Source organism: Streptomyces sp. WG7 (assembly GCF_049975785.1).
Classification (GTDB): domain Bacteria; phylum Actinomycetota; class Actinomycetes; order Streptomycetales; family Streptomycetaceae; genus Streptomyces.
Genome location: NZ_JBNGGE010000030.1, coordinates 52,947 through 71,319, shown reverse-complemented (window position 1 = coordinate 71,319; position 18,373 = coordinate 52,947). Strand labels below are relative to the sequence as shown.

The 18,373-nt window shown below is 74.1% G+C and carries 17 protein-coding genes and 1 pseudogene; 11 read left to right on the top strand and 7 right to left on the bottom strand.

The genetic code is table 11. The annotated features are described in order from the left end of the window. Positions 1–33 precede the first annotated feature (33 nt). Together ACP4J0_RS26020 and ACP4J0_RS26015 are read left to right on the top strand one after the other, a co-directional pair. Positions 34–1,059 (top strand): ATP-binding cassette domain-containing protein, encoded by a 1,026-nt coding sequence (locus ACP4J0_RS26020; protein ID WP_426601154.1) that lies wholly within the window; start codon positions 34–36, stop codon positions 1,057–1,059. Further along, entirely contained in the window at positions 1,056–1,901 is an 846-nt protein-coding gene (locus ACP4J0_RS26015) for an ABC transporter permease (protein ID WP_426601153.1), read from the top strand. The genes ACP4J0_RS26020 and ACP4J0_RS26015 overlap by 4 nt, the downstream gene beginning before the upstream one ends. Before the next feature lie 12 nt (positions 1,902–1,913). Here the strand turns inward: ACP4J0_RS26015 and ACP4J0_RS26010 are convergent, their stop codons facing one another. Next, on the bottom strand, positions 1,914–5,411 hold the full coding sequence (locus ACP4J0_RS26010; RefSeq protein ID WP_426601152.1) for an AfsR/SARP family transcriptional regulator: 3,498 nt from the start codon (positions 5,409–5,411) through the stop codon (positions 1,914–1,916). Between the two features lie 248 nt (positions 5,412–5,659). On the opposite strand from ACP4J0_RS26010, the gene ACP4J0_RS26005 reads away from it, so the two are divergent. Then, positions 5,660–6,457 carry a site-2 protease family protein gene (locus ACP4J0_RS26005; protein WP_426601151.1) on the top strand — a complete coding sequence of 266 codons (798 nt, stop codon included), beginning with the start codon at positions 5,660–5,662 and terminating at the stop codon, positions 6,455–6,457. Here the strand turns inward: ACP4J0_RS26005 and ACP4J0_RS26000 are convergent. Beyond that, positions 6,447–6,638 carry a hypothetical protein gene (locus ACP4J0_RS26000; protein WP_426601150.1) on the bottom strand — a complete coding sequence of 64 codons (192 nt, stop codon included), beginning with the start codon at positions 6,636–6,638 and terminating at the stop codon, positions 6,447–6,449. The two genes, ACP4J0_RS26005 and ACP4J0_RS26000, sit on opposite strands and share 11 nt — an antisense overlap. A gap of 76 nt (positions 6,639–6,714) precedes the next feature. After that, on the bottom strand, positions 6,715–7,422 hold the full coding sequence (npdG, locus tag ACP4J0_RS25995) for an NADPH-dependent F420 reductase (RefSeq protein WP_426601149.1): 708 nt from the start codon (positions 7,420–7,422) through the stop codon (positions 6,715–6,717). 230 nt (positions 7,423–7,652) lie between these two features. Between npdG and ACP4J0_RS25990 the strand changes: the two genes are divergently transcribed. Next, entirely contained in the window at positions 7,653–8,255 is a 603-nt protein-coding gene (locus ACP4J0_RS25990) for a hypothetical protein (RefSeq protein WP_426601148.1), read from the top strand. 49 nt (positions 8,256–8,304) lie between these two features. On the opposite strand, the gene ACP4J0_RS25985 is transcribed toward ACP4J0_RS25990, so the two are convergent. Further along, the gene (locus tag ACP4J0_RS25985; protein ID WP_426601147.1) at positions 8,305–8,538 is read right to left on the bottom strand and encodes a hypothetical protein; all 234 of its coding nucleotides are present in this window, start codon (positions 8,536–8,538) and stop codon (positions 8,305–8,307) included. 66 nt (positions 8,539–8,604) lie between these two features. Between ACP4J0_RS25985 and map the strand changes: the two genes are divergently transcribed. Together map and ACP4J0_RS25975 are read left to right on the top strand one after the other, a co-directional pair. After that, positions 8,605–9,462 (top strand): type I methionyl aminopeptidase, encoded by an 858-nt coding sequence (gene map / locus ACP4J0_RS25980; RefSeq protein WP_426522490.1) that lies wholly within the window; start codon positions 8,605–8,607, stop codon positions 9,460–9,462. Between the two features lie 130 nt (positions 9,463–9,592). Then, the gene (locus ACP4J0_RS25975) at positions 9,593–10,240 is read left to right on the top strand and encodes a heme oxygenase (biliverdin-producing) (RefSeq protein WP_426601146.1); all 648 of its coding nucleotides are present in this window, start codon (positions 9,593–9,595) and stop codon (positions 10,238–10,240) included. Between the two features lie 105 nt (positions 10,241–10,345). On the opposite strand, the gene ACP4J0_RS25970 is transcribed toward ACP4J0_RS25975, so the two are convergent. The 3 genes from ACP4J0_RS25970 to ACP4J0_RS25960 form a co-directional block, all read right to left on the bottom strand. Next, positions 10,346–10,990, bottom strand: coding sequence for a PhzF family phenazine biosynthesis protein (locus tag ACP4J0_RS25970; protein ID WP_426601145.1), 645 nt, complete (start codon positions 10,988–10,990; stop codon positions 10,346–10,348). Positions 10,991–11,120: 130 nt separating this feature from the next. Next, positions 11,121–12,692 (bottom strand): HtaA domain-containing protein, encoded by a 1,572-nt coding sequence (locus tag ACP4J0_RS25965; protein ID WP_426601144.1) that lies wholly within the window; start codon positions 12,690–12,692, stop codon positions 11,121–11,123. A 55-nt stretch (positions 12,693–12,747) separates the two neighbouring features. Continuing rightward, a complete protein-coding gene (locus ACP4J0_RS25960; protein ID WP_426601143.1) occupies positions 12,748–14,190 on the bottom strand; it encodes an HtaA domain-containing protein in 1,443 nt (480 codons plus the stop codon). A gap of 102 nt (positions 14,191–14,292) precedes the next feature. Between ACP4J0_RS25960 and ACP4J0_RS25955 the strand changes: the two genes are divergently transcribed. The 5 genes and pseudogenes from ACP4J0_RS25955 to ACP4J0_RS25935 all read left to right on the top strand — a co-directional run bounded on the left by ACP4J0_RS25955 (position 14,293) and on the right by ACP4J0_RS25935 (position 18,366). After that, entirely contained in the window at positions 14,293–15,321 is a 1,029-nt protein-coding gene (locus tag ACP4J0_RS25955) for a heme/hemin ABC transporter substrate-binding protein (protein WP_426601142.1), read from the top strand. After that, complete coding sequence (locus ACP4J0_RS25950; protein WP_426601141.1) at positions 15,318–16,424, top strand: FecCD family ABC transporter permease; 1,107 nt, start codon at positions 15,318–15,320, stop codon at positions 16,422–16,424. The genes ACP4J0_RS25955 and ACP4J0_RS25950 overlap by 4 nt, the downstream gene beginning before the upstream one ends. After that, a complete protein-coding gene (locus ACP4J0_RS25945; protein WP_426601140.1) occupies positions 16,421–17,263 on the top strand; it encodes a heme ABC transporter ATP-binding protein in 843 nt (280 codons plus the stop codon). Before ACP4J0_RS25950 ends, ACP4J0_RS25945 begins: the two co-directional genes overlap by 4 nt. Positions 17,264–17,266: 3 nt before the next feature. After that, positions 17,267–17,390, top strand: a pseudogene (locus tag ACP4J0_RS25940) (iron transporter); the annotation flags it as partial. After that, the gene (locus tag ACP4J0_RS25935; RefSeq protein WP_426601139.1) at positions 17,365–18,366 is read left to right on the top strand and encodes a hypothetical protein; all 1,002 of its coding nucleotides are present in this window, start codon (positions 17,365–17,367) and stop codon (positions 18,364–18,366) included. The pseudogene ACP4J0_RS25940 and the gene ACP4J0_RS25935, both read left to right, overlap by 26 nt. The last annotated feature ends 7 nt before the right edge of the window (positions 18,367–18,373 follow it).

The window sequence follows — 18,373 nt, the reverse complement described above, 5'->3', positions numbered from 1 at the left end:
GGTTTGTCGGCGGGGGCTGACAACGTCGTCGGCATGAAGCGAATCGACGACAACCCCCCGGCCGCGGGCAGCGCGGTCACCGTGCGGGGGCTGGTCAAGCACTACGGCGAGACCAAGGCGCTGGACGGTGTCGACCTGGATGTGCGCGAGGGCACCGTGATGGGTGTGCTCGGGCCGAACGGCGCCGGCAAGACCACCCTCGTCCGCATCCTGTCCACCCTGATCACCCCCGACGCCGGCCGGGCGCACGTCGCCGGCTACGACGTCGTACGGCAGCCGCGGCAGCTGCGGCGGGTGATAGGGCTCACCGGGCAGTACGCGTCCGTGGACGAGAAGCTCCCCGGCTGGGAGAACCTCTACCTGATCGGCCGGCTGCTCGACCTGTCCCGCAAGGACGCGCGCGCCCGGGCCGACGAGCTGCTGGAGCGGTTCTCGCTCACCGAGGCGGGCAAGCGGCCCGCGGCCACCTACTCGGGCGGCATGCGGCGCCGCCTCGACCTCGCCGCCTCCATGATCGGGCACCCGGCGGTGCTGTACCTGGACGAGCCCACGACCGGTCTGGACCCGCGCACCCGCAACGAAGTGTGGGACGAGGTCAAGCGCATGGTCGGCGACGGCGTCACCGTGCTGCTCACCACCCAGTACATGGAGGAGGCCGAGCAGCTCGCCTCCGAGCTGACCGTCGTGGACCGCGGCAAGGTCATCGCGAACGGCGGCATCGAGGAGCTGAAGGCCAAGGTCGGCGGCCGCACCCTGCGCATCCGCCCGGCCGACCCGCTCCAGCTGCGCCCGCTCGCCTCCTACCTGGACGAGCTGGGCATCACCGGGCTCGCCAGCTCCACCGTGGACACGGAGCGCGGCGCCGCCCTGGTGCCGATCCTCAGCGACGAGCAACTGACCGCCGTGGTCGGCGCGGTCACCGCGCGCGGCATCACGATCGCCTCCATCACCACCGAACTGCCCAGCCTGGACGAGGTCTTCCTGTCCCTCACCGGCCACCGCGCCAGTGCCCCGCAGGACACCGCGCCCGCCGACGCCCGCGAGGAGGTCGCCGTATGAGCGCCACCACCACCGCCCCCACAGCTCCCGCCTCCCCGGTTCCCGTGCGGCCGGCCGGCGACGCCCGGATCTCGGTGCGCGGGCATCTGCGGCACACCAGCGCCCTGGTCCGCCGCAACCTGCTGTGGATCCGGCAGGACCCGGAGTCGATGTTCGACGCCATCCTGTTCCCGATCGTCTTCACGCTCCTGTTCGTGTACGTCTTCGGCGGCTCCATCGGGCAGTCGCTGGGCGGCGGACAGGAGGCGTACGTGCAGTACGTCGTCCCCGGCCTGATGGCCATGATGGGCATGACCATGGCCCAGGGAGTCGGCACCGGCTTCAACCAGGACTTCAACTCCGGTGTCATGGACCGCTTCCGGTCGCTGCCGATCGGCCGCGGCTCGGTGCTGTTCGCCAAGATCGCCGTGGAGCTCCTGCGGATGCTGTTCGCGACCGCGGTGCTGATGGTCGTCGCCGTTCTCGTCGGCTTCGACATCACCAACTGGGCCGGGCTGCTGGCCTCGGTCGGTCTGTCCGCGGTGTTCGGCTCGGCCCTGATGTGGGTGTTCATCACCCTCGGCGTGATCATGAAGAACGCGCAGTCCGTGCAGGGGATGGGCTTCCTGGTGCTGATGCCGCTCCAGTTCGGCTCGTCGATCTTCGCGCCGACCGACTCGATGCCGGGCTGGCTGCAGTCGTTCACCGACTACAACCCGCTCTCCGCCCTCGCGGACACCGCGCGCGGGCTGATGGTGGGCGGCCCCGTCACGCACGACCTGTGGGTGACGCTGGGCTGGTCGGCGGCCCTGACGGCGGTGATGGCGCCGGTCGCCATCCACAAGTTCCGTACGAAGAGCTGAGTCGCGTTCGCCTCAGACGAGGGCGGTGGCCTCCTCCACGGAGAGACCGCCGCCCTCGGCGTACGCGGCCTCGTACGCCTCGGAGTCGAGCACCTCGCGGACCCGCTCGGCGGCCCGGTCACGCGCGTCCCGCTCCAGGCCCATCGGGACGTGGTCCGGCGGCAGCATCGCCTCGGCGGCGCCGATGCAGCGTGCGGCGTCCACGGCCCGGCGCCCGCCGTCCACGCGGGCCAGCGCCATCGCGGCGATGGTCAGGTAGCCGGAGCGCATGTGCGGGGCGATGGCCGCGGACAGCGGGTCCTCGGCCCGCTCCAACGACTCCCGGATCTTGGTCAGGCACTCCTCGTGCCGGTCCTCCAGCGTGGCGATCCACGCCTCGGCGGCGAGGATGAAGGCGTCGAAGACGATGAAGTGCGAGATGACGAAGTCCTTGCGCAGCAGCCGCAGCTGCATCCGCGCCTCGGCGGTCCGGCCGGTCATGCCGAGCCAGCCGGCGAGGAAGAGCCGGGCGGCCGGCATGGCGCCGCTGTGCCCGGCCACGTCGGCGCGGTCGACCACGGCGTACAGGATGCGCTCGCCCTCCTCGCCGTCGCCCGCCTCCAGCAGCACACTGCCGAGGCGGGCCTCCAGGACGTCCACCTGGGCGTGCGCGCCGAGCCGCTCGGCGTGCTGCGCGGCGGCCCGGTAGTCGGCGGCGGCGAGCCGGAACTCGCCCTTGCGCTCCCGGGCCTCGCCGCGGGCGGCGAGGGCCTCGGCGGTGCCCCAGGCGTCGCCGAGGCGGCGGTAGATCTCCAGCGCCTCGTCGGCGTCACTGGTGGCGTCGCCCGCCCACTCGGCGCGGTTGGCGAGGAAGTTGGCGCGCATCTGGAGGCTGCCGGCCAGCGCCCAGTCGTATCCCGGCGTCTCGCGGCAGGTGCGCACGGCGCCGTCCATGATCTCGCGCAGCCGCTCCATGTCGCCGGAGAGCACCACGGCGAAGAACCAGAGCAGGCCGGGAGGGAAGCAGGTCTGGGGCATGCCCGGTTCGTACGTCTCGGTGATGGCGCGCAGCTTCCGCTTGGCCGCCGGGCTCTGCCAGGCGTCCAGCTCGGTGTCCATGCAGGCGAGATGGGCCAGGTGGACGCCGCGGCGGGCCTCGGCGAGCACTTCGCCGGTCATCGGGGGCGGGGCGGCCGTGCACCGCTCCCACACCGGCTCGGCGCGGCGGACCGGCTCGGCGAACGGGTCCGGGCCGAGGGTCATGACCTCGCTGAACCAGTTCCGGGCCTCCACCCGCATGTCGCGCATCTGCCAGTACCAGCTCAGCGACAGGGCCAGGCTCAGCGCCTCCTGCTCGTCGCGCTCGGCGACGGCGTGGCGCAGGGCGGTGCGCAGGTTCTCGTACTCGCGCTCCAGCCGCTCGACGGCGGCGAGCTGCCGCGGGCCGCGCAGCAACGGGTCCGTGGTGCGGGCGAGTTCCCGGTAGTACGTCAGGTGCGCGCGCTCGGCGGCGGGTCGCCCTCCGGTCTCGTCGAGGCGTTCACCGGCGTACTCGGCGACGGTCTCCAGGAGCCGGTAGCGCATCCCGTCGCTCCCGGACGGCGCGGCCACGACGAGGGACTTGTCGACCAGGGAGCCGAGCGCGTCCAGGGTGGCGGGCCCGCACACGGCCTCGGCGGCGGCGAGGTCGCAGCCGCCCGCGAAGACGGACAGGCGCCCCAGCACGTCCCGTTCGTGCCCGTCGAGCAGGTCCCAGGACCAGTCGACGACCGCGCGCAGTGTCTGCTGGCGGGGCAGGACGGTGCGGCTGCCGGAGGTGAGCAGGCGGAAACGGTCGTCGAGGCGGTCGGCGATCTGGCGCGGGGTCAGCATCCGCAGCCGGGCGGCGGCCAGTTCGATGGCCAGCGGCAGGCCGTCGAGGCGGCGGCAGATCTCGGCGCAGGCGGCCGCGGTCTCCTCGTCGGCGTCGGTACGGAAGCCGGGGCGGGCGGCGGCGCCCCGGTCGGCGAGCAGCCGCAGCGCGGCCGGCTCGGGCAGCGGCTCCACCGGGCGCAGCAGCTCACCCGGTACGCCGAGGGGTTCCCGGCTGGTGGCGAGGACGGTCAGGTTCGGGCAGCGGGCGAGCAGTTCCTCGGCGAGGCGGGCGGCGGCGTCGACGACGTGCTCGCAGTTGTCCAGGACGATCAGCATGCGGCGCCGGCCGCAGTGCTCGACGAGGCGCTCGACGGCGGTGGCCTGCCGGTCGGTGGCGGCGACGGCCCGCATCTCCTCGGCGCCGGCGCCGTACAGCACGGTCTCGCGGGCGCCCAGCGCGGTCAGGACGGCCTCCGGTACGGCGTCGGGGTCGTCGACGGGCGCGAGTTCGGCCAGCCACACGCCGTCCCGCGCCGTCTCCCCGGCGCCCTCCGCGGCCTCCTGCGACAGCCGGGTCTTGCCCGCACCGCCGGGCCCGAGGAGGGTGACGAGCCGCGTGGTGGCCAGGTCGGAACGGAGGGCCTCCAGGTCGGCGGCCCGGCCGACGAACGAGGTCAGCCGGGCGCGGAGGTTGCCACGGGGGCGGGGCGCCGCGGCGGCGGCGACAGGGGGCTCGGGCGCTCCGGGGGCGGCGGGAGCCGGGGACGGCAGGGACGGCGGGGAGGACGCCGGGGACGCCGGGGACGCCGGGGACGCCGGGGATGCCGGGGACGCCGAAGGTATCCCGCCGGTCTCGTGTGTCGCGGGCGTCGCGGACATGGGGGGCATGGGGGGCATGGGGGGCATCGCGGCCACGGGGGTCGCGGCCACGGAGGGTTTCTCGGGCGCCCCGGGATTGAGCAGCGCCCCGTGCAGGGCCCGCAGTTCGGGCCCGGGATCGGTGCCGAGCCGGTCCGCGAGCAGCCGGCGTACGGCCTCGTAGGCGGCCAGCGCCTCGGCGGCGCGGCCGGTGTCGCGCAGGGCGCGCAGCCGAAGGGCCTGGAGAGGCTCGTCCAGGGGGTGCTCGTCGCACAGCGCGGTCAGCTCGGGCAGGGAGGGCTCGGCCTGTCCGAGGGCCAGGGCGGCGGTGTGGCGCGCGCGCAGGGTGTCCAGGCGCCGGGTCTCCCAGCGGGCCGCCTCGGCGGTGCGGTCGGGCAGGTCGGCGAGGGCCGGACCGCGCCACAGGGCGAGGGCGTCGTCGAGCGCTGCGGCCGCCTTGGCGGGGTCGCCGTCGGCGAGGGCGCGGGTGCCCTCGCCGGCCAGCCGGTCGAAGCGGTGGAGGTCGACGTCGTCGGGGGCGGCGGTGAGCCGGTAACCACCGTCGGCCGAGGCGACCGCGTCCGCGCCGAGCGCCCGGCGCAGCCGCCCGACCAGCGCCTGCAGGGCGCCCGGTGCGTCGGCGGGCGGGTCGCCGTCCCACACCTCCTCCACCAGCAGCCCCGCCGGCACGGCCCGGCCGGGCCTGAGCGCGAGCACGGTCAGCAGCGCGCGCAGCCGCGCCCCGCCTACCGGGACGAGGGTGCCGTCGGGGCGGAGTACCTGAGTGGTGCCGAGGATGCGATAGCGCACGGGGTCCATTGTCCCCGCTGCCGTCGAAGCCGGTCACGGGGTTTCGACGGTGCGGCGCGTGGAGCCGCGGGTACCGGCGGCGGGACCACCGGCTCCGGGCGCCGGCGGGACCACGTCCCGGAGCCTCCCGCCGTTGTTCCGGAACCTCCCGCCGCCCGCGAGACGTTTTCCCGGTGCGCCCGGTACGGTCGGGCAGTCCCGCCGGTCCCCCGGCCGGCCCCGCAGGCCCCATGTGTGTCCGACAGCCAGGGAGTCCCATGACCACCGCCACCTCCCGCCCCAGCGACCGGCGGATCAGTCCCGTGTTCCTCGGGATCGTCGCCGTCACCGCGGTCACGGGCTGGGCCACCTGGACCGGGTACGCCGAGCAGCCCGGCGTGGCGGTGTTCCTGTTCGTGACGGGCGCGTGGGTCGTGTCGCTGTGCCTGCACGAGTACGCGCACGCGCGCACCGCCCTGCACAGCGGGGACATCTCGGTCGGCGCGAAGGGCTACCTCACGCTGAACCCGGTGAAGTACACGCACGCCCTGCTGAGCATCGTGCTCCCGGTGCTGTTCGTGATCATGGGCGGGATCGGTCTGCCCGGCGGTGCGGTCTTCATCGAGCGCGGGCGCATCCGGGGACGTTGGCGGCACAGTCTGATCTCGGCCGCGGGTCCCCTGACCAACGTGCTCTTCGCGATCGTCTGCACGGCGCCGTTCTGGCTGGACGCGCTGGACGGCGTGCCGCGGGACTTCCGGATGGCGCTGGCCTTCCTGGCTCTGCTCCAGGTGACGGCCGCGATCCTGAACTTCCTGCCGGTGCCGGGCCTGGACGGCTACGGGGTGATCGAGCCCTGGCTGTCGTACAACGTGCGGCGGCAGGTGGAGCCGCTCGCGCCGTTCGGGCTGCTGATCGTGTTCGCGCTGCTGTGGATCCCGGCCCTCAACGGCGTGTTCTTCGACGCGATCGACGCGATCCTGCGCTCCCTCGGGATCGGCGAGATCGACACCTACTGCGGTTTCGAGCTGTACCGCTTCTGGCAGACGGACGAGCTGTGCACCGTCAGCCCGTGACGGACGAGGCGCGCCGGGCGTCGCGGCCCCGCTTCACGTAGTACCAGCACATGTTGGACGACACGCCGGACAGCAGCACCCACACGACGCCGATCACGACGCTGCCCTGCACGAAGGAGACGACGGCGGCGGCCACCGCGAGGACGCAGACGGCCAGGGCGTAGAGGGCGAGGCGGGGCATGGGGCGGGCTCCTGTCGGGGGACACGTGCGGGTACTGCGCCGGCGCGGCCGGCACCCACCAGTGTCCCCCATCGCCTCACACGTCGGTGACGCGGAGCCCGGCGTGCGCCTTGTAGCGGCGGTTGACGGAGATCAGGTTGGCGACGAGCGACTCGACCTGGTGGGCGTTGCGCAGCCGTCCGGCGAAGACGCCGCGCATGCCGGCGATGCGCCCGGCGAGGGCCTGCACGATCTCCACGTCGGCGCGCTCCTCGCCGAGCACCATGACGTCGGTGTCGATCTCGTCGATCTCCGGGTCCTGGAGGAGGACGGCGGACAGGTGGTGGAAGGCGGCGGCGACCCGGCTGTCCGGCAGCAGGGCGGCGGCCTGCTCGGCGGCGCTGCCCTCCTCGGGCTTGAGCGCGTAGGCGCCCTTCTTGTCGAAGCCGAGCGGGTTGACGCAGTCGACGACGAGCTTGCCGGACAGTTCCTCGCGCAGGGCTTCGAGGGTCTTGCCGTGGCCGTCCCAGGGCACGGCGACGATCACGACGTCGCTGCGGCGGGCGGTCTCGGCGTTGTCGGCGCCCTCGACGCCGTGCCCGATCTCCTCGGCGGCGGCCCGGGCGCGCTCGGCGGCGCGCGAGCCGACGATCACCTTCTGGCCGGCCTTGGCGAGGCGGTAGGCGAGGCCCTTGCCCTGGGGGCCGGTGCCGCCGAGTACGCCGACGACGAGCCCGGAGACGTCGGGCAGGTCCCAGGGGTCCTTGGCGGGGGCCTTCTGTGCAGCACTGTCGGTAGAGGTCATGGGGCCGACCCTACGTCCGTACCGGCCGCCGGACGGGTTCGGGTTCCACCCGGTGTCGGGCCGTTTCCGGTGCGTCCCCGGTGCGTCCCCGGTGCGCCCTCGGACCGTCTCCGGGGAGTCCCGGGCAGTCCTCCGGCCGTTCCCGGGCCGTTCCCGGGCCGTCCCCGGGTCGGGCGAATTCCGGGCGAATCCCGGGCCTGGCGGGCCGGGTTGCGGCAGGATGCGGGCCCATGGACGCCGTACGGGTCGCGCTGCTGCGGGACGTGCTCGCCGGAACCGAGTGGCTGGGGGCCACCCGGAGGTTCGCGGGGGCGCTGCGCGGGTCCGTGGTCCCGCACGGCGGCGGGCTGCTGCTGGTGGGCTCCGCCGGGTACGAGCCCTGGCACCTGGCGGCGCACCTGGTGGACGAGGCCGCCTGGTCGGGGACGCCGGAGCTGGCCCCCACGCTCGTACGGCACGACGCGCGCCCGTCGGACCCGGCGCACCTCGCGGTGGGTCTCGGGCGGCTGGCGGCGGCCCGGCGCGGGGAGACGCTGCTCGTGGTGACGCCCGACGATCCGGGCGCCCCGCTGCTGGAACGGGTGCACGACGCCCGCCGGGCCGGCGCGACGGTGCTGGCGCTCGGCACCGGCGAGCGGGAGCTGACGGCCCTGGCGCACGAGACGCTGGCCGTGCCGGACGGCGCCGAGCTGGACCTGGACACGGTGCAGCACCTGGTCAGTGCGGCGGCCGGCGAGAACGCGGTGCCGCCGCCCCGGGGCCGCCGCCGCTTCCGGGACCGCCTCTCCCGCCTGGCCGACCACCTGACGGCCCCGCCTCCGTCCCGCTGGTGACCGGACGTCCGGGCAACGGCTGTCAGTCCTGTCAGCTCTGTCAGCCCTGTCAGCCCTCGTCCGCGCGCCCCTCGGCGGAGGCGTCGTGCCACCTGGGGTCGTTCTCCCACTCCAGGTTGCGCTCGCGGGCGGTCTGCATCGCCTGCTCGGCCTCCGTGCGGGACGCGTACGGCCCGAAACGGTCCTTGCCCGGGCAGTCCGGCCCCTCCTCGACCTTCCGGTGCTCCAGGCAGTAGTACCACTCGCCCGGTTTTCCGACCGTGCGCTTCTTGAACAAGGCCATGACCGGCTCCTTTCACCCACCTGCCGGGGACATGCTCTCGCAGGCCCGCTGGTTAGACTCGCTGACATGTCTGGCCAGTCGCTGCTCGTACCAGGGGAGCTTTCTCCCACCCGTTCCGTACCCGGAAACATCCGCCGGCCCGAGTACGTGGGCAAACCCGCGCCGACGCCCTACACCGGACCGGAGGTGCAGACGCCCGAGACGATCGAGGCCATGCGCGTGGCCGGCCGGATCGCGGCGCGGGCGATGGAGGAGGCCGCGAAGATCATCGCGCCCGGCGTGACGACGGACGAGCTGGACCGGGTGGCGCACGCGTACATGTGCGACCACGGCGCCTACCCCTCGACGCTCGGCTACCGCGGTTTCCCCAAGTCCCTGTGCAGCTCGGTCAACGAGGTCATCTGCCACGGCATCCCCGACTCCACGGTGCTGCGCGACGGTGACATCGTCAACCTCGACGTGACGGCGTACATCGGCGGTGTGCACGGCGACAACAACGCGACCTACCTCGTCGGCGACGTCGACGAGGAGAGCCGACTGCTGGTCGAGCGCACCCGCGAGGCGCTGGCCCGCGCGATCAAGGCGGTCAAGCCGGGCCGGCAGATCAACATCATCGGCCGGGTCATCGAGTCGTACGCGAAGCGGTTCGGGTACGGGGTGGTGCGGGACTTCACCGGCCACGGGATCAACTCGTCGTTCCACTCGGGGCTCATCGTCCCGCACTACGACAGCCCGCACGCGACGACCGTCATCCAGCCCGGGATGACGTTCACCATCGAGCCGATGCTCACGCTCGGGACGCACGAGTACGACATGTGGGACGACGGCTGGACGGTCGTCACGAAGGACCGCAAGCGGACGGCGCAGTTCGAGCACACGCTGGTGGTGACGGACTCGGGAGCCGAGATCCTCACCCTTCCGTAGCCCCACCGCGTCTCTTCCCCGGGCCCGCTCTCCTCGGAGGGCGGGCCTTCGCGCGTCCGGGTACGCTTTTACCGACAGGGCGTCGGAAAAGTATTGACTTAGGTAAGCCTAACCATAGAAAATCGGCCTCATGGACTCCTTCTCGACCCTCATCCGCACGGCCTCCCACGAGCAGCACGTGGAGGCGGAGACCTCCACCTTCATGAGCGACCTGCTCGGCGGCCGGCTCGGCGTCGACGCGTACGCGCGCTACACCGAGCAGCTGTGGTTCGTCTACGAGGCACTGGAGGGCGGCGCCGGGCGGCTGGCCTCGGACCCGGTGGCCGGGCCGTTCGTCCGGCCGGAGCTGATGAGGCTGGCCTCGCTGGAGCGGGACCTGGCCCACCTGCGCGGCCCGCGGTGGCGCACGGGGCTGACCGCCCTGCCCGCGACCGAGGAGTACGCGGCCCGGGTGCGCGAGTGCGCCGAGCAGTGGCCCGGCGGGTACGTCGCCCACCACTACACGCGCTACCTCGGCGACCTGTCCGGCGGGCAGATCATCCGCGACAAGGCGGAGCGGACGTGGGGCTTCGCCAAGAAGGGCGACGGGGTCCGCTTCTACGTCTTCGAGGAGATCACCAACCCGGCCGCGTTCAAGCGCGAGTACCGCGAGCTGCTGGACGGCATCCCCGCGGACGACCTGGAGAAGCAGCGGGTCGTCGCCGAGTGCAAGCGGGCCTTCGCCCTGAACACGGCGGTCTTCCAGGGGCTGGGCGAGGAGTTCCCGCTGTCGGCGTGAGGAGGACCGGCCGGGCCGGCACGACGGCGGCCGGTCCGCGGGCGCGGCGCCGGGCCGCCGTCACCGCCGTCACCGCCGTCACCGCCGTCACCGCCGTCACCGCCGTCACCGCTCCAGGCGTACCCGTCCGCCGATCTCGACCCAGCCCTCGGGCTGCGGGGCCGTGAGGATCTGCGAACCGACACCCTGGGTGATGTTGAGGGCACGCCCCAGCCGCTCGGTCAGCAGCAGCGCCGCGGCGCCCGTCGCCTCGTCCTCGTCGATCCCGTCGTCCCGCCCCGGGAAGGCGCGGGCACGGATGCGCCCGGCCGCCTCGTCCTCCCAGGCCCAGGCGTAGATCCACTCCCCCGGTGGCGGCACCCGCAGGTCGTCGACCTCGGCGACGGTGGCGTACTGGCGCAGGGTGCGCGGCGGCGCCCACTCGGGGCGGGCCTCGATCCAGCTGAACTCGCCGTCCAGCCGGGCGCCCACCGCTCCGGCCGGGGTGACAAGTTCGGGCACGTCGAGCAGCCAGGCCGTGCCGACGCAGGGATGGCCGGCGAACGGCAGGCGCAGGGTGGGTGTGTAGATGTCGACGACGCCGCGCTCGGGGTCGTCGACGAACACGGTCTCGCTGAAGCCGAGTTTCGCGGCGAGCTCCTGCCGCTCGGCCCGGTCCGGCAGCACGGAGCCGTCCCGGACGACGCCGAGCTCGTTGCCGTAGCCGCCGTTCGGCGCGCAGAAGACGCGCAGTACGTCGTAGTCAGTCACCGGCGCATTCAAGCATCGCCGGGGCGGCGGGCGCGTCCCGGCCGCGCGGGTCTCCGGGCCGGGGCCGGGAGACGGTGCGGGCCGGGAGACGGTGCGGGCCGGGACGCACGGTCCGTCACGCCTGCGTCCGTTACGCCTGCGTCCGCCGCCTGCGCGCCGCGAACACCGCGCCCGCGCCGACCGCGACCGCGACGCCGGCCGCCGTGCCCAGGGCCGGGCCCGGGATGTCCGCGCCGGTGGAGGCCAGGCTGCCGCCGCCGATCGAGCCGCCCGTGGTCGTGCCGGTGCCGCCGATGGTGGAACCAGTGCCTCCGGTCGTCGAGCCGGACGCGCCGCCGGTGCCGCCCGTGGTGCCGGAGCCGCCGCTGGCGCCCGAGCCGCCGGTCGTGCCGTCGCCGTCCGGCAGCTGTGCGTCCTCGCTCAGCGCCACGGACAGGTCGACCGCGTCGAGCGCGGTGCCGGCCCGGTAGTTGCCGAAGACCTGCTCGCTGGCGGCGGTGAGGGTGGCGGCGACGCCGTCGACGGTGATGACGTCGTTCCGGGCGGTCAGATCGGCGGACTTGGCCTTGAGGTCGGCCAGGACGACGCCCCTGGTCCGCGTGCCCAGGCTGTTCACGTCGGCGGTCAGTGTGCCGGTGCCGCCGTCGAGGGTGGCCTTGAGGTTGCTCAGGGTCAGGTCGAGGCCGTACGTGCCGTTCGTCTCGTGGCCCTTGAAGTTCACGGCGCCCTGGAAGGAGGCGGTGAGTGTGTCGGCGTCCGTGTCGTAGGTGCCGGTGGCGTCCTTGAAGGTGAAGGCGCCGTTTCCGGCCGCTTGGGTGGCCCCGCCCGAGACGGTCACCCTGCCCTTGGCGTGGCCGTCGACGACGTAGGTGCGGAAGGACTCCTTCACACCCCAGCCGAGGGTGCCGTCGGCTATCTCGCCCTTGGCGGGGGCCGCGGTGGCGGGGGCGGTGGCGGAGGGGGACGAGCCGGTGCTCGCGGTCGCGGTCACGCTCGGGCCCGGCGCCGTCGAGGTGGTCTCGGTGGCCGTCGGCTCCGGGTCCTCCGGCTGGGTCTGCGTCGCCGTCGGTGAGGGGGTGGTGGAGGGCTCGGTGGTGGGGGCGTCCGTGCTGGGCGTGGGGCCGGGCGCCGGTGGTGTCTTCCGCGCCACCGTCAGCGGGTCGCCCGCCGCGCCCTTGTAGCCGGCGCTGCCGAAGACCTCCGCGGCCTCCTCGGTCAGTGTGGTCGCCATGTCCTTCATCTCGCGGGTGACGGCGACCGTGGCGAGCGGTACGTCGTCCTGCGTGGTGCCGTCGCGCGTCACGTCGGCGGTGATCTCGGCGTCCTTGCTGTCGAATCTGACGTCCGACAGTGTGAGCGCGAAGCGGTGCGCCGTGGACTCGATCGCGAGGCTTCCCCCGAAGGCGAGGTCCACGGTGTGCCCGGTCGACTCGTAGGTGCCCGTGCCGTCGACGAAGGTGAACGCGCCGTTGCCGGCGGCCTGCGTCGCGCCGTCGGCGGGGGTGAAGCTGCCCTTGGCGAAGGTGGCGACGTAATTGCGGTACGTCTCCTTGATGCCCCACGTCAGCTCGTAGTCCTTGAGCGGGACTTCGGCCGCCGAGGCGGTGGTCGCGCCGACTGTGGCGAGGGCGGTGGCGCCGAGTGCGGCGGCCGTCGCCACGGCGGCGGCGAGTGCGGTGGAGCGGCGTCGTCCGACGGGCATGACTCGGTTCTCCTTGAGTGGTGGGGCCGCGGGCGGGCGGCCGGGGGTCGTGGATTCAGCCCTCGTCCGAGGCGGACGCGGCGGGCCGGGCGCGGCGCCTGCGGACGGTGACGGCCCCGAGGGCCGCGGCCGCCAGCAGCAGGGCGCCGGCCGCGAGGGAGACGGGCAGGGCGGGGAAGCCGCCGTCGTCGGTGGCGCTCGCGACGGGTTCGGCGGAGGTCCCGGAATCCGGCCGCTCCGCCCGCTCGGACTGCCTCGGCTGCGGGCTCGCGCCCGCCGTGGGCGCGCTGCCCAGGTCGGGCAGTGCGGGCAGCTTCGCGTCGGCGGTGAGGGCGACGGCCAGGGAGACCGGGTCCATGGCGGTGCCGGCCCGGTACATGCCGCCGAAGGCCTCGGCGCCGCGCGCGGTGAGCTTCGCGGGCGCCTCGGTCACCCGCACCAGGCCGCCGGCCGGCTTCAGGCTTCCGGCGGTGAAGGTGACCAGGGGCACCTTCGTGCCGGTCAGGTCCGGGCTCTTCACATCGGCATACAGCGTGCCCCGGCCGTCCTCGACCGTGGCCCGTACTCCGCTGAGGGTCAGGTCGAGGCCGTGCGCGCCGGTGAAGCGCACCGCGCCTTCGAAGGCGGCGGTGAGGCCGCCGTCCTCGTACGTCCCCTCGCCGCCGGGGAAGCGGAAGAGGGCGCCGCCGTCCTGGGCGCCGGCGGACAGGGTCCACCTGCCGTCGGCGATGTCGCCGGTGACGTACTCGCGGAAGGTGCGGCGCACGCCCCAGTCGACGGCGCCGTCCCTGACCGCGCCGCTCGAAGTGCGTGCGGCGTCCGGCGACTTGGCCGACCCGGTGGGCGTGCTCGACGGCTGCTTCCGCTGCTGCCGTGCGGGGGCCCGCACGTCCGCCGACAGGCTCACCGGGTCGAGGGCCGTCCCGGCGGTGTAGTACCCGGCGAAGGACGCGGCGCCCTGGGCGGTGAGGGTGGCGGGCAGGTTGTTCAGGGCCACGGCGGTGCCGCCGCCCTTCATGTCGATGCCGCCGAGGGAGAGGGAGGCGAAGGGCACCTGACGGGACGTCGTGACCGCCCCGGTGTCCTTCGCCCTGCTGACGACGTCCACGTGGAGCGTGCCGGTGGAGCCGGTGATGCTCACGGTGGGACGGCTGATGGTGAGGTCGAGCTGGTACGCGCCCGTGCCGGTGCGGTGGCCGAGGAAGTGGACGCCGCCCGAGAAGGCGGCGCGGAAGGCACCCGTCTCGCCGTCGTAGGCGCCGGACGCCGAGTGGAAGCGGAAGGCGCTGCCACCGACGGTGGCCGCTCCCCCGGTCAAGGAGTAACTCCCCTTGGCGACCGGCCCGGTGACGTAGCTCTGGAACGACGACTTGATACCCCAGTCGAGCCGTCCGCCCTGCACGGTCCGGCTCTCGGCGTGTGCGGCGGTCGCGGGGAGCAGCGCTCCGAGGACCACCGCGCACACCACGGTGACCAGGGCGCGAAGGCGGGCGGGCATGCGAAGTCCTCCGCATCGGGGGGCCGGTAGCGAACGAAGGTAAGGCTAACCTAAGCTCTGGCTGACTGATACTGGCGGTCGACGAGAGGAACGGACACCACCGTGCGACGCTTGCGGAACCGACTGGCGGGAGCACTGCTGTCCGCGCTCGCCCTGACCCTGACCGCCACCGGATGCGGAGGCTCCTCCGGCGCGGCGTCCGGCGCCGGGTCCGGCCCGGGGGCCGCCGCGGCGGCGGCCCCCGTCACCGACCGGGTCGAGCCGCTCGCGAAGAGACCCGAGCCGAGACTGCCCGCGACCGTCCGCTCCGCCGACGGCGAGCAGGTGACGGTGGAACGGGCCGGGCGCGTCGTCCCCCTCTCCGGAAGCCTCAGCGAGATCGTCTTCACGCTCGGGCTCGGTGACCGGGTCGTCGCCCGGGACGTCACCGCCACCTTCGACCAGGCGGCGAAGCTGCCCGTGGTCACCCGGGGCCACGACGTCTCCGCCGAGAGCGTGCTGTCGCTCAGGCCGGACCTCGTGATCGCCGAGACCACCACCGGGCCGGAGGAGGCCGTCGACCAGATCCGCGCCGCCGGTGTGCCGGTGGTGTCCGTCGAGGCGGCCAAGGGCCTGGACGACGTGGGCCCGCGCATCCAGGCGGTCGCCGACGCGCTCGGCGTACCGGCGGCCGGAAGGGAACTGACCCGGCGCTCGGAGGAGCGGATCGCGGCCGTCCGTAAGGACGTTCCGGACGGCGACCGGCCGCGCGTCGCCTTCCTCTACCTGCGCGGCTCGGCCTCCGTCTACCTCATCGGCGGCAGGGAATCCGGCGCCGGTTCACTGATCGAGGCGGCCGGTGCGGTGGACGCCGGGGCCGCCTCGGGCCTGGTGAAGGACTTCACCGCGATCACCACCGAGGCACTCGCCGAGGCCGCGCCCGACGCGATCCTCGTGATGAGCAAGGGCCTGGAGTCGGTCGGCGGCGTCGACGGGCTGGTGAAGATCCCCGGTGTCGCCCAGACCCCGGCCGGCCTGGACCGCCGGATCGTCTCGGTCGAGGACGGCGTGCTCCTCAACTACGGCCCGCGCACCGACCAGGTGCTGAAGTCGGTCGTGGCCCAGCTGTACGGCGAGGGCGGCGCCCGATGACCGTACTGGGCAAGCCGGTTCGCCCCGAGCTCCCCGAGGCGTCCGCCGAGCCGGCCCCGCCCCCACCCCGCGGCCGGCGCACCGCCGCCTGGCTGCTGACGGCCGCCCTGGTCGCCGGTCTCGCGCTCCTCGTCCCGGTCGCGGCCGGTACCGGCGCCTACCCGGTCCCGGTCGGTGACGTGCTCGGCTCGCTGCCGCACCGGATCGGGCTCGGCGGCACGGAACTGGACCGGGTGGCCGAGTCGGTGCTGTGGAACGTGCGGTTCCCCCGGATCGTGCTGGCGCTGCTCGTCGGCGCCTCGCTGGGCTGCGCGGGCGCGTTGATGCAGGGCGTATTCGGCAACCCGCTCGCCGAGCCGGGCGTCATCGGCGTCTCCTCGGGCGCGGCGGTCGGCGCGGTCGCCGCCATCGCGTTCGGCATCGACTTCCTCGGCACCTGGACGGTGTCCGTCTTCGCGTTCGTCTCCGGCCTGGTCACCGTCCTGGTGGTGTACGCGATGTCCCGGTCGGGCGGCCGTACGGAGGTCGTGACGCTGATCCTCACGGGCATCGCGGTGAACGCCTTCGCGGGGGCGCTGATCGGGCTGTTCCTGTTCTTCGCGGACACGGCGGCGGTCAACCAGATCACCTTCTGGCAGCTGGGCTCGCTCGCGCAGGCGACCTGGCCGAAGGTGCTGGCGGTGCTGCCGTGCGCGGCGCTCGGCCTCGGGCTGGCCCCGCTGTACGCCCGCCGGCTCGATCTGCTCGCGCTCGGTGAACGCCCGGCCCGGCACCTGGGCGTGGACGTGGAGCGGCTGCGGATCGTGCTGGTCCTGGTGATCGCGCTGCTGACCGCGGCGGCCGTGAGCGTGGCCGGGGTCATCGGTTTCGTCGGGCTGGTCGTCCCGCATCTGCTGCGGATGGCGGCGGGTCCCGGGCACCGGTTCCTGATCCCGGGCAGTGCGCTGCTCGGCGCGCTCGTGCTGCTCGCCGCCGACCTGGCCGCCCGCACGGTCGCGGTCCCCGCCGAGCTGCCGCTCGGGGTGCTGACGGCGCTGCTGGGCAGCCCGTTCTTCTTCTGGCTGCTGCGCCGCACCCGGCGCAGGCAGGGGGGTTGGGCATGAGGGGCGTGAGGTTCCCGCGGCTGGTGCCGTCCCGTCCGGCGCCGCCGTCCCCGGCCGCGCCCGGCGACGTCCTCGCCGAGGCCGACGGTCTGCGCGTGCGTCTCGGCGGGCGGCCGGTCCTGGACGGAGTGGGCGCCCGCGTCCGCGCCGGCGAGGTGCTGGCGCTGGTGGGACCCAACGGGGCGGGCAAGTCCACCCTGTTGGGTGCGCTGGCCGCCGATCTTCCGGCCGCCGAGGGCGTCGTACGCGTCCACGGCCGCCCGGTGACCGAGTGGTCCGCGCCCGAACTCGCGCTGCGCCGGGCCGTGCTGCCGCAGTCGGCGTCGCTGTCCTTCCCCTTCCCGGTGGAGGAGGTCGTCCGGATGGGCCGGGCGCCCTGGGCGGGGACCGGTCGGGAGGACGAGGACGACGCGGCGGTGGCCGAGGCGATGGCGCGCACGGAGGTGACCGGTTTCGCCGGGCGGCCGTTCTCCGCGCTCAGCGGCGGCGAGCGGGCCCGGGTGGCGCTGGCCCGCGTGCTCGCGCAGCGCGCTTCCCTGCTGCTGCTCGACGAACCGACCGCGGCTCTGGACCTGCGGCACCAGGAACTGGTGCTGCGGCTGTGCCGGGAGCGGGCGCGGGCCGGGGACGCGGTGGTCGTCGTACTGCACGACCTCTCCCTGGCGGCGGCGTACGCGGACCGGGTCGCGGTGCTGTGCGCCGGCCGGGTCGCGGCCGACGGGCCGCCGGCACAGGTGCTCTCCGAGCAGCTGCTGTCCGAGGTCTACGACCAGCCGGTGGAGGTGCTGCCGCACCCGCGCACGGGGGCGGTGCTGGTCGTCCCGAGGCGCGTGCCGTGACGGGAGGTCACGGTGTGGCCGCTGTACCCGGTCCCGGGGTTCGCGCGCCGCCTCGCCCCGGTAGGGTTCGCCTCCGGGAAGGGGAAGGTGAAGAAGACCTGATGAGCAGGGATCGCGGCCCTCGTAGGCCCCGCAGGCTTGACCAGTGCGCGCTCATAGCCGCCTCGGCGACCGCTTTGTCGTTGACGGCGAGCGGCTGCGTGGTGGTGCACGGAGAGCGCGAGGTGCTCCCCGCGACCACCCGGGCCGAGGCCGCGAAGGCGCTCCAGGAGTTCACCTCCGCGTACAACGCGGCCGACAAGGCGTACGACTCCTCCCTCGACGCCGAGCACACCACCGGCGCCCTCGCCGCCATCGACTCGGCGCGGCTGAAGGCGGGCCGGGCCAACAACCCGGGCGGCAACGCTTCGCACACGCCGCTGGAGCTGACGGACGCGAAGTTCACGATCCCGAAGAAGGCGGGCTGGCCGCGCTGGTTCGTCGCGGACGCCAAGGGCAACAAGGGCGGCGACTCGCGCTGGGTGCTGGTCTTCACCCGGGACGGCCTGGAGGAGACCTGGCAGGCCGCGTACCTGACGCTGGTCGCGCCCGGGAAGATGCCCGAGTTCAAGACCGACCGGGACGGCTGGGCGGAGGCCGTCCCCGCGAACACCACCGGCCTAGCCGTCCCGCCCGCCGGCCTGAGCAAGGGCTACACGACGTATCTGAAGGACGGCGGGAAGGCCTTCGCGGACGGCACCCACACCAGTGCCTGGCGGCAGTCGCGGGAGAAGCGGTCGATCCGCCCCGGCCTGGTCACGCAGTTCATCGACGAACCGCTGACGAACGGCGACTACGCGCCGCTGGCGCTGCGTACGGAGGACGGCGGGGCGCTGGTGTTCTTCACCACGCGGCACTACGAGAAGCGGACCGCCGCGCAGGGCACGTCGGTGCCGGCGCCGAACAAGGACGTGCTGGCGCTGACGGACGGCGAGATCAAGCAGTCCCTGACGATGGAGTTCGTCTCCAACCAGATCGCGCTCGACCCGGCGGACGGCTCGGGCGCCGGGCAGGTGTCGGTCCTGGGACGGGTCCAGGGTCTGACGTCGGCGAAGGGCGAGTAGCGGCGGC

Coding starts and splice junctions, on each gene's coding strand:
- ACP4J0_RS26000 (WP_426601150.1), bottom strand. CDS start 6,638: ATGCCCCGCCTCGCCCTCTACGCCCTGGCCGTCTGCGTCCTCGCGGTG.
- ACP4J0_RS26015 (WP_426601153.1), top strand. CDS start 1,056: ATGAGCGCCACCACCACCGCCCCCACAGCTCCCGCCTCCCCGGTTCCC.
- ACP4J0_RS25965 (WP_426601144.1), bottom strand. CDS start 12,692: ATGCCCGTCGGACGACGCCGCTCCACCGCACTCGCCGCCGCCGTGGCG.
- ACP4J0_RS25935 (WP_426601139.1), top strand. CDS start 17,365: ATGAGCAGGGATCGCGGCCCTCGTAGGCCCCGCAGGCTTGACCAGTGC.
- ACP4J0_RS26010 (WP_426601152.1), bottom strand. CDS start 5,411: ATGGACCCCGTGCGCTATCGCATCCTCGGCACCACTCAGGTACTCCGC.
- ACP4J0_RS25985 (WP_426601147.1), bottom strand. CDS start 8,538: ATGGCCTTGTTCAAGAAGCGCACGGTCGGAAAACCGGGCGAGTGGTAC.
- ACP4J0_RS25975 (WP_426601146.1), top strand. CDS start 9,593: ATGGACTCCTTCTCGACCCTCATCCGCACGGCCTCCCACGAGCAGCAC.
- ACP4J0_RS25950 (WP_426601141.1), top strand. CDS start 15,318: ATGACCGTACTGGGCAAGCCGGTTCGCCCCGAGCTCCCCGAGGCGTCC.
- ACP4J0_RS25960 (WP_426601143.1), bottom strand. CDS start 14,190: ATGCCCGCCCGCCTTCGCGCCCTGGTCACCGTGGTGTGCGCGGTGGTC.
- npdG (WP_426601149.1), bottom strand. CDS start 7,422: ATGACCTCTACCGACAGTGCTGCACAGAAGGCCCCCGCCAAGGACCCC.
- ACP4J0_RS25945 (WP_426601140.1), top strand. CDS start 16,421: ATGAGGGGCGTGAGGTTCCCGCGGCTGGTGCCGTCCCGTCCGGCGCCG.
- ACP4J0_RS26005 (WP_426601151.1), top strand. CDS start 5,660: ATGACCACCGCCACCTCCCGCCCCAGCGACCGGCGGATCAGTCCCGTG.
- map (WP_426522490.1), top strand. CDS start 8,605: ATGTCTGGCCAGTCGCTGCTCGTACCAGGGGAGCTTTCTCCCACCCGT.
- ACP4J0_RS26020 (WP_426601154.1), top strand. CDS start 34: ATGAAGCGAATCGACGACAACCCCCCGGCCGCGGGCAGCGCGGTCACC.
- ACP4J0_RS25990 (WP_426601148.1), top strand. CDS start 7,653: ATGGACGCCGTACGGGTCGCGCTGCTGCGGGACGTGCTCGCCGGAACC.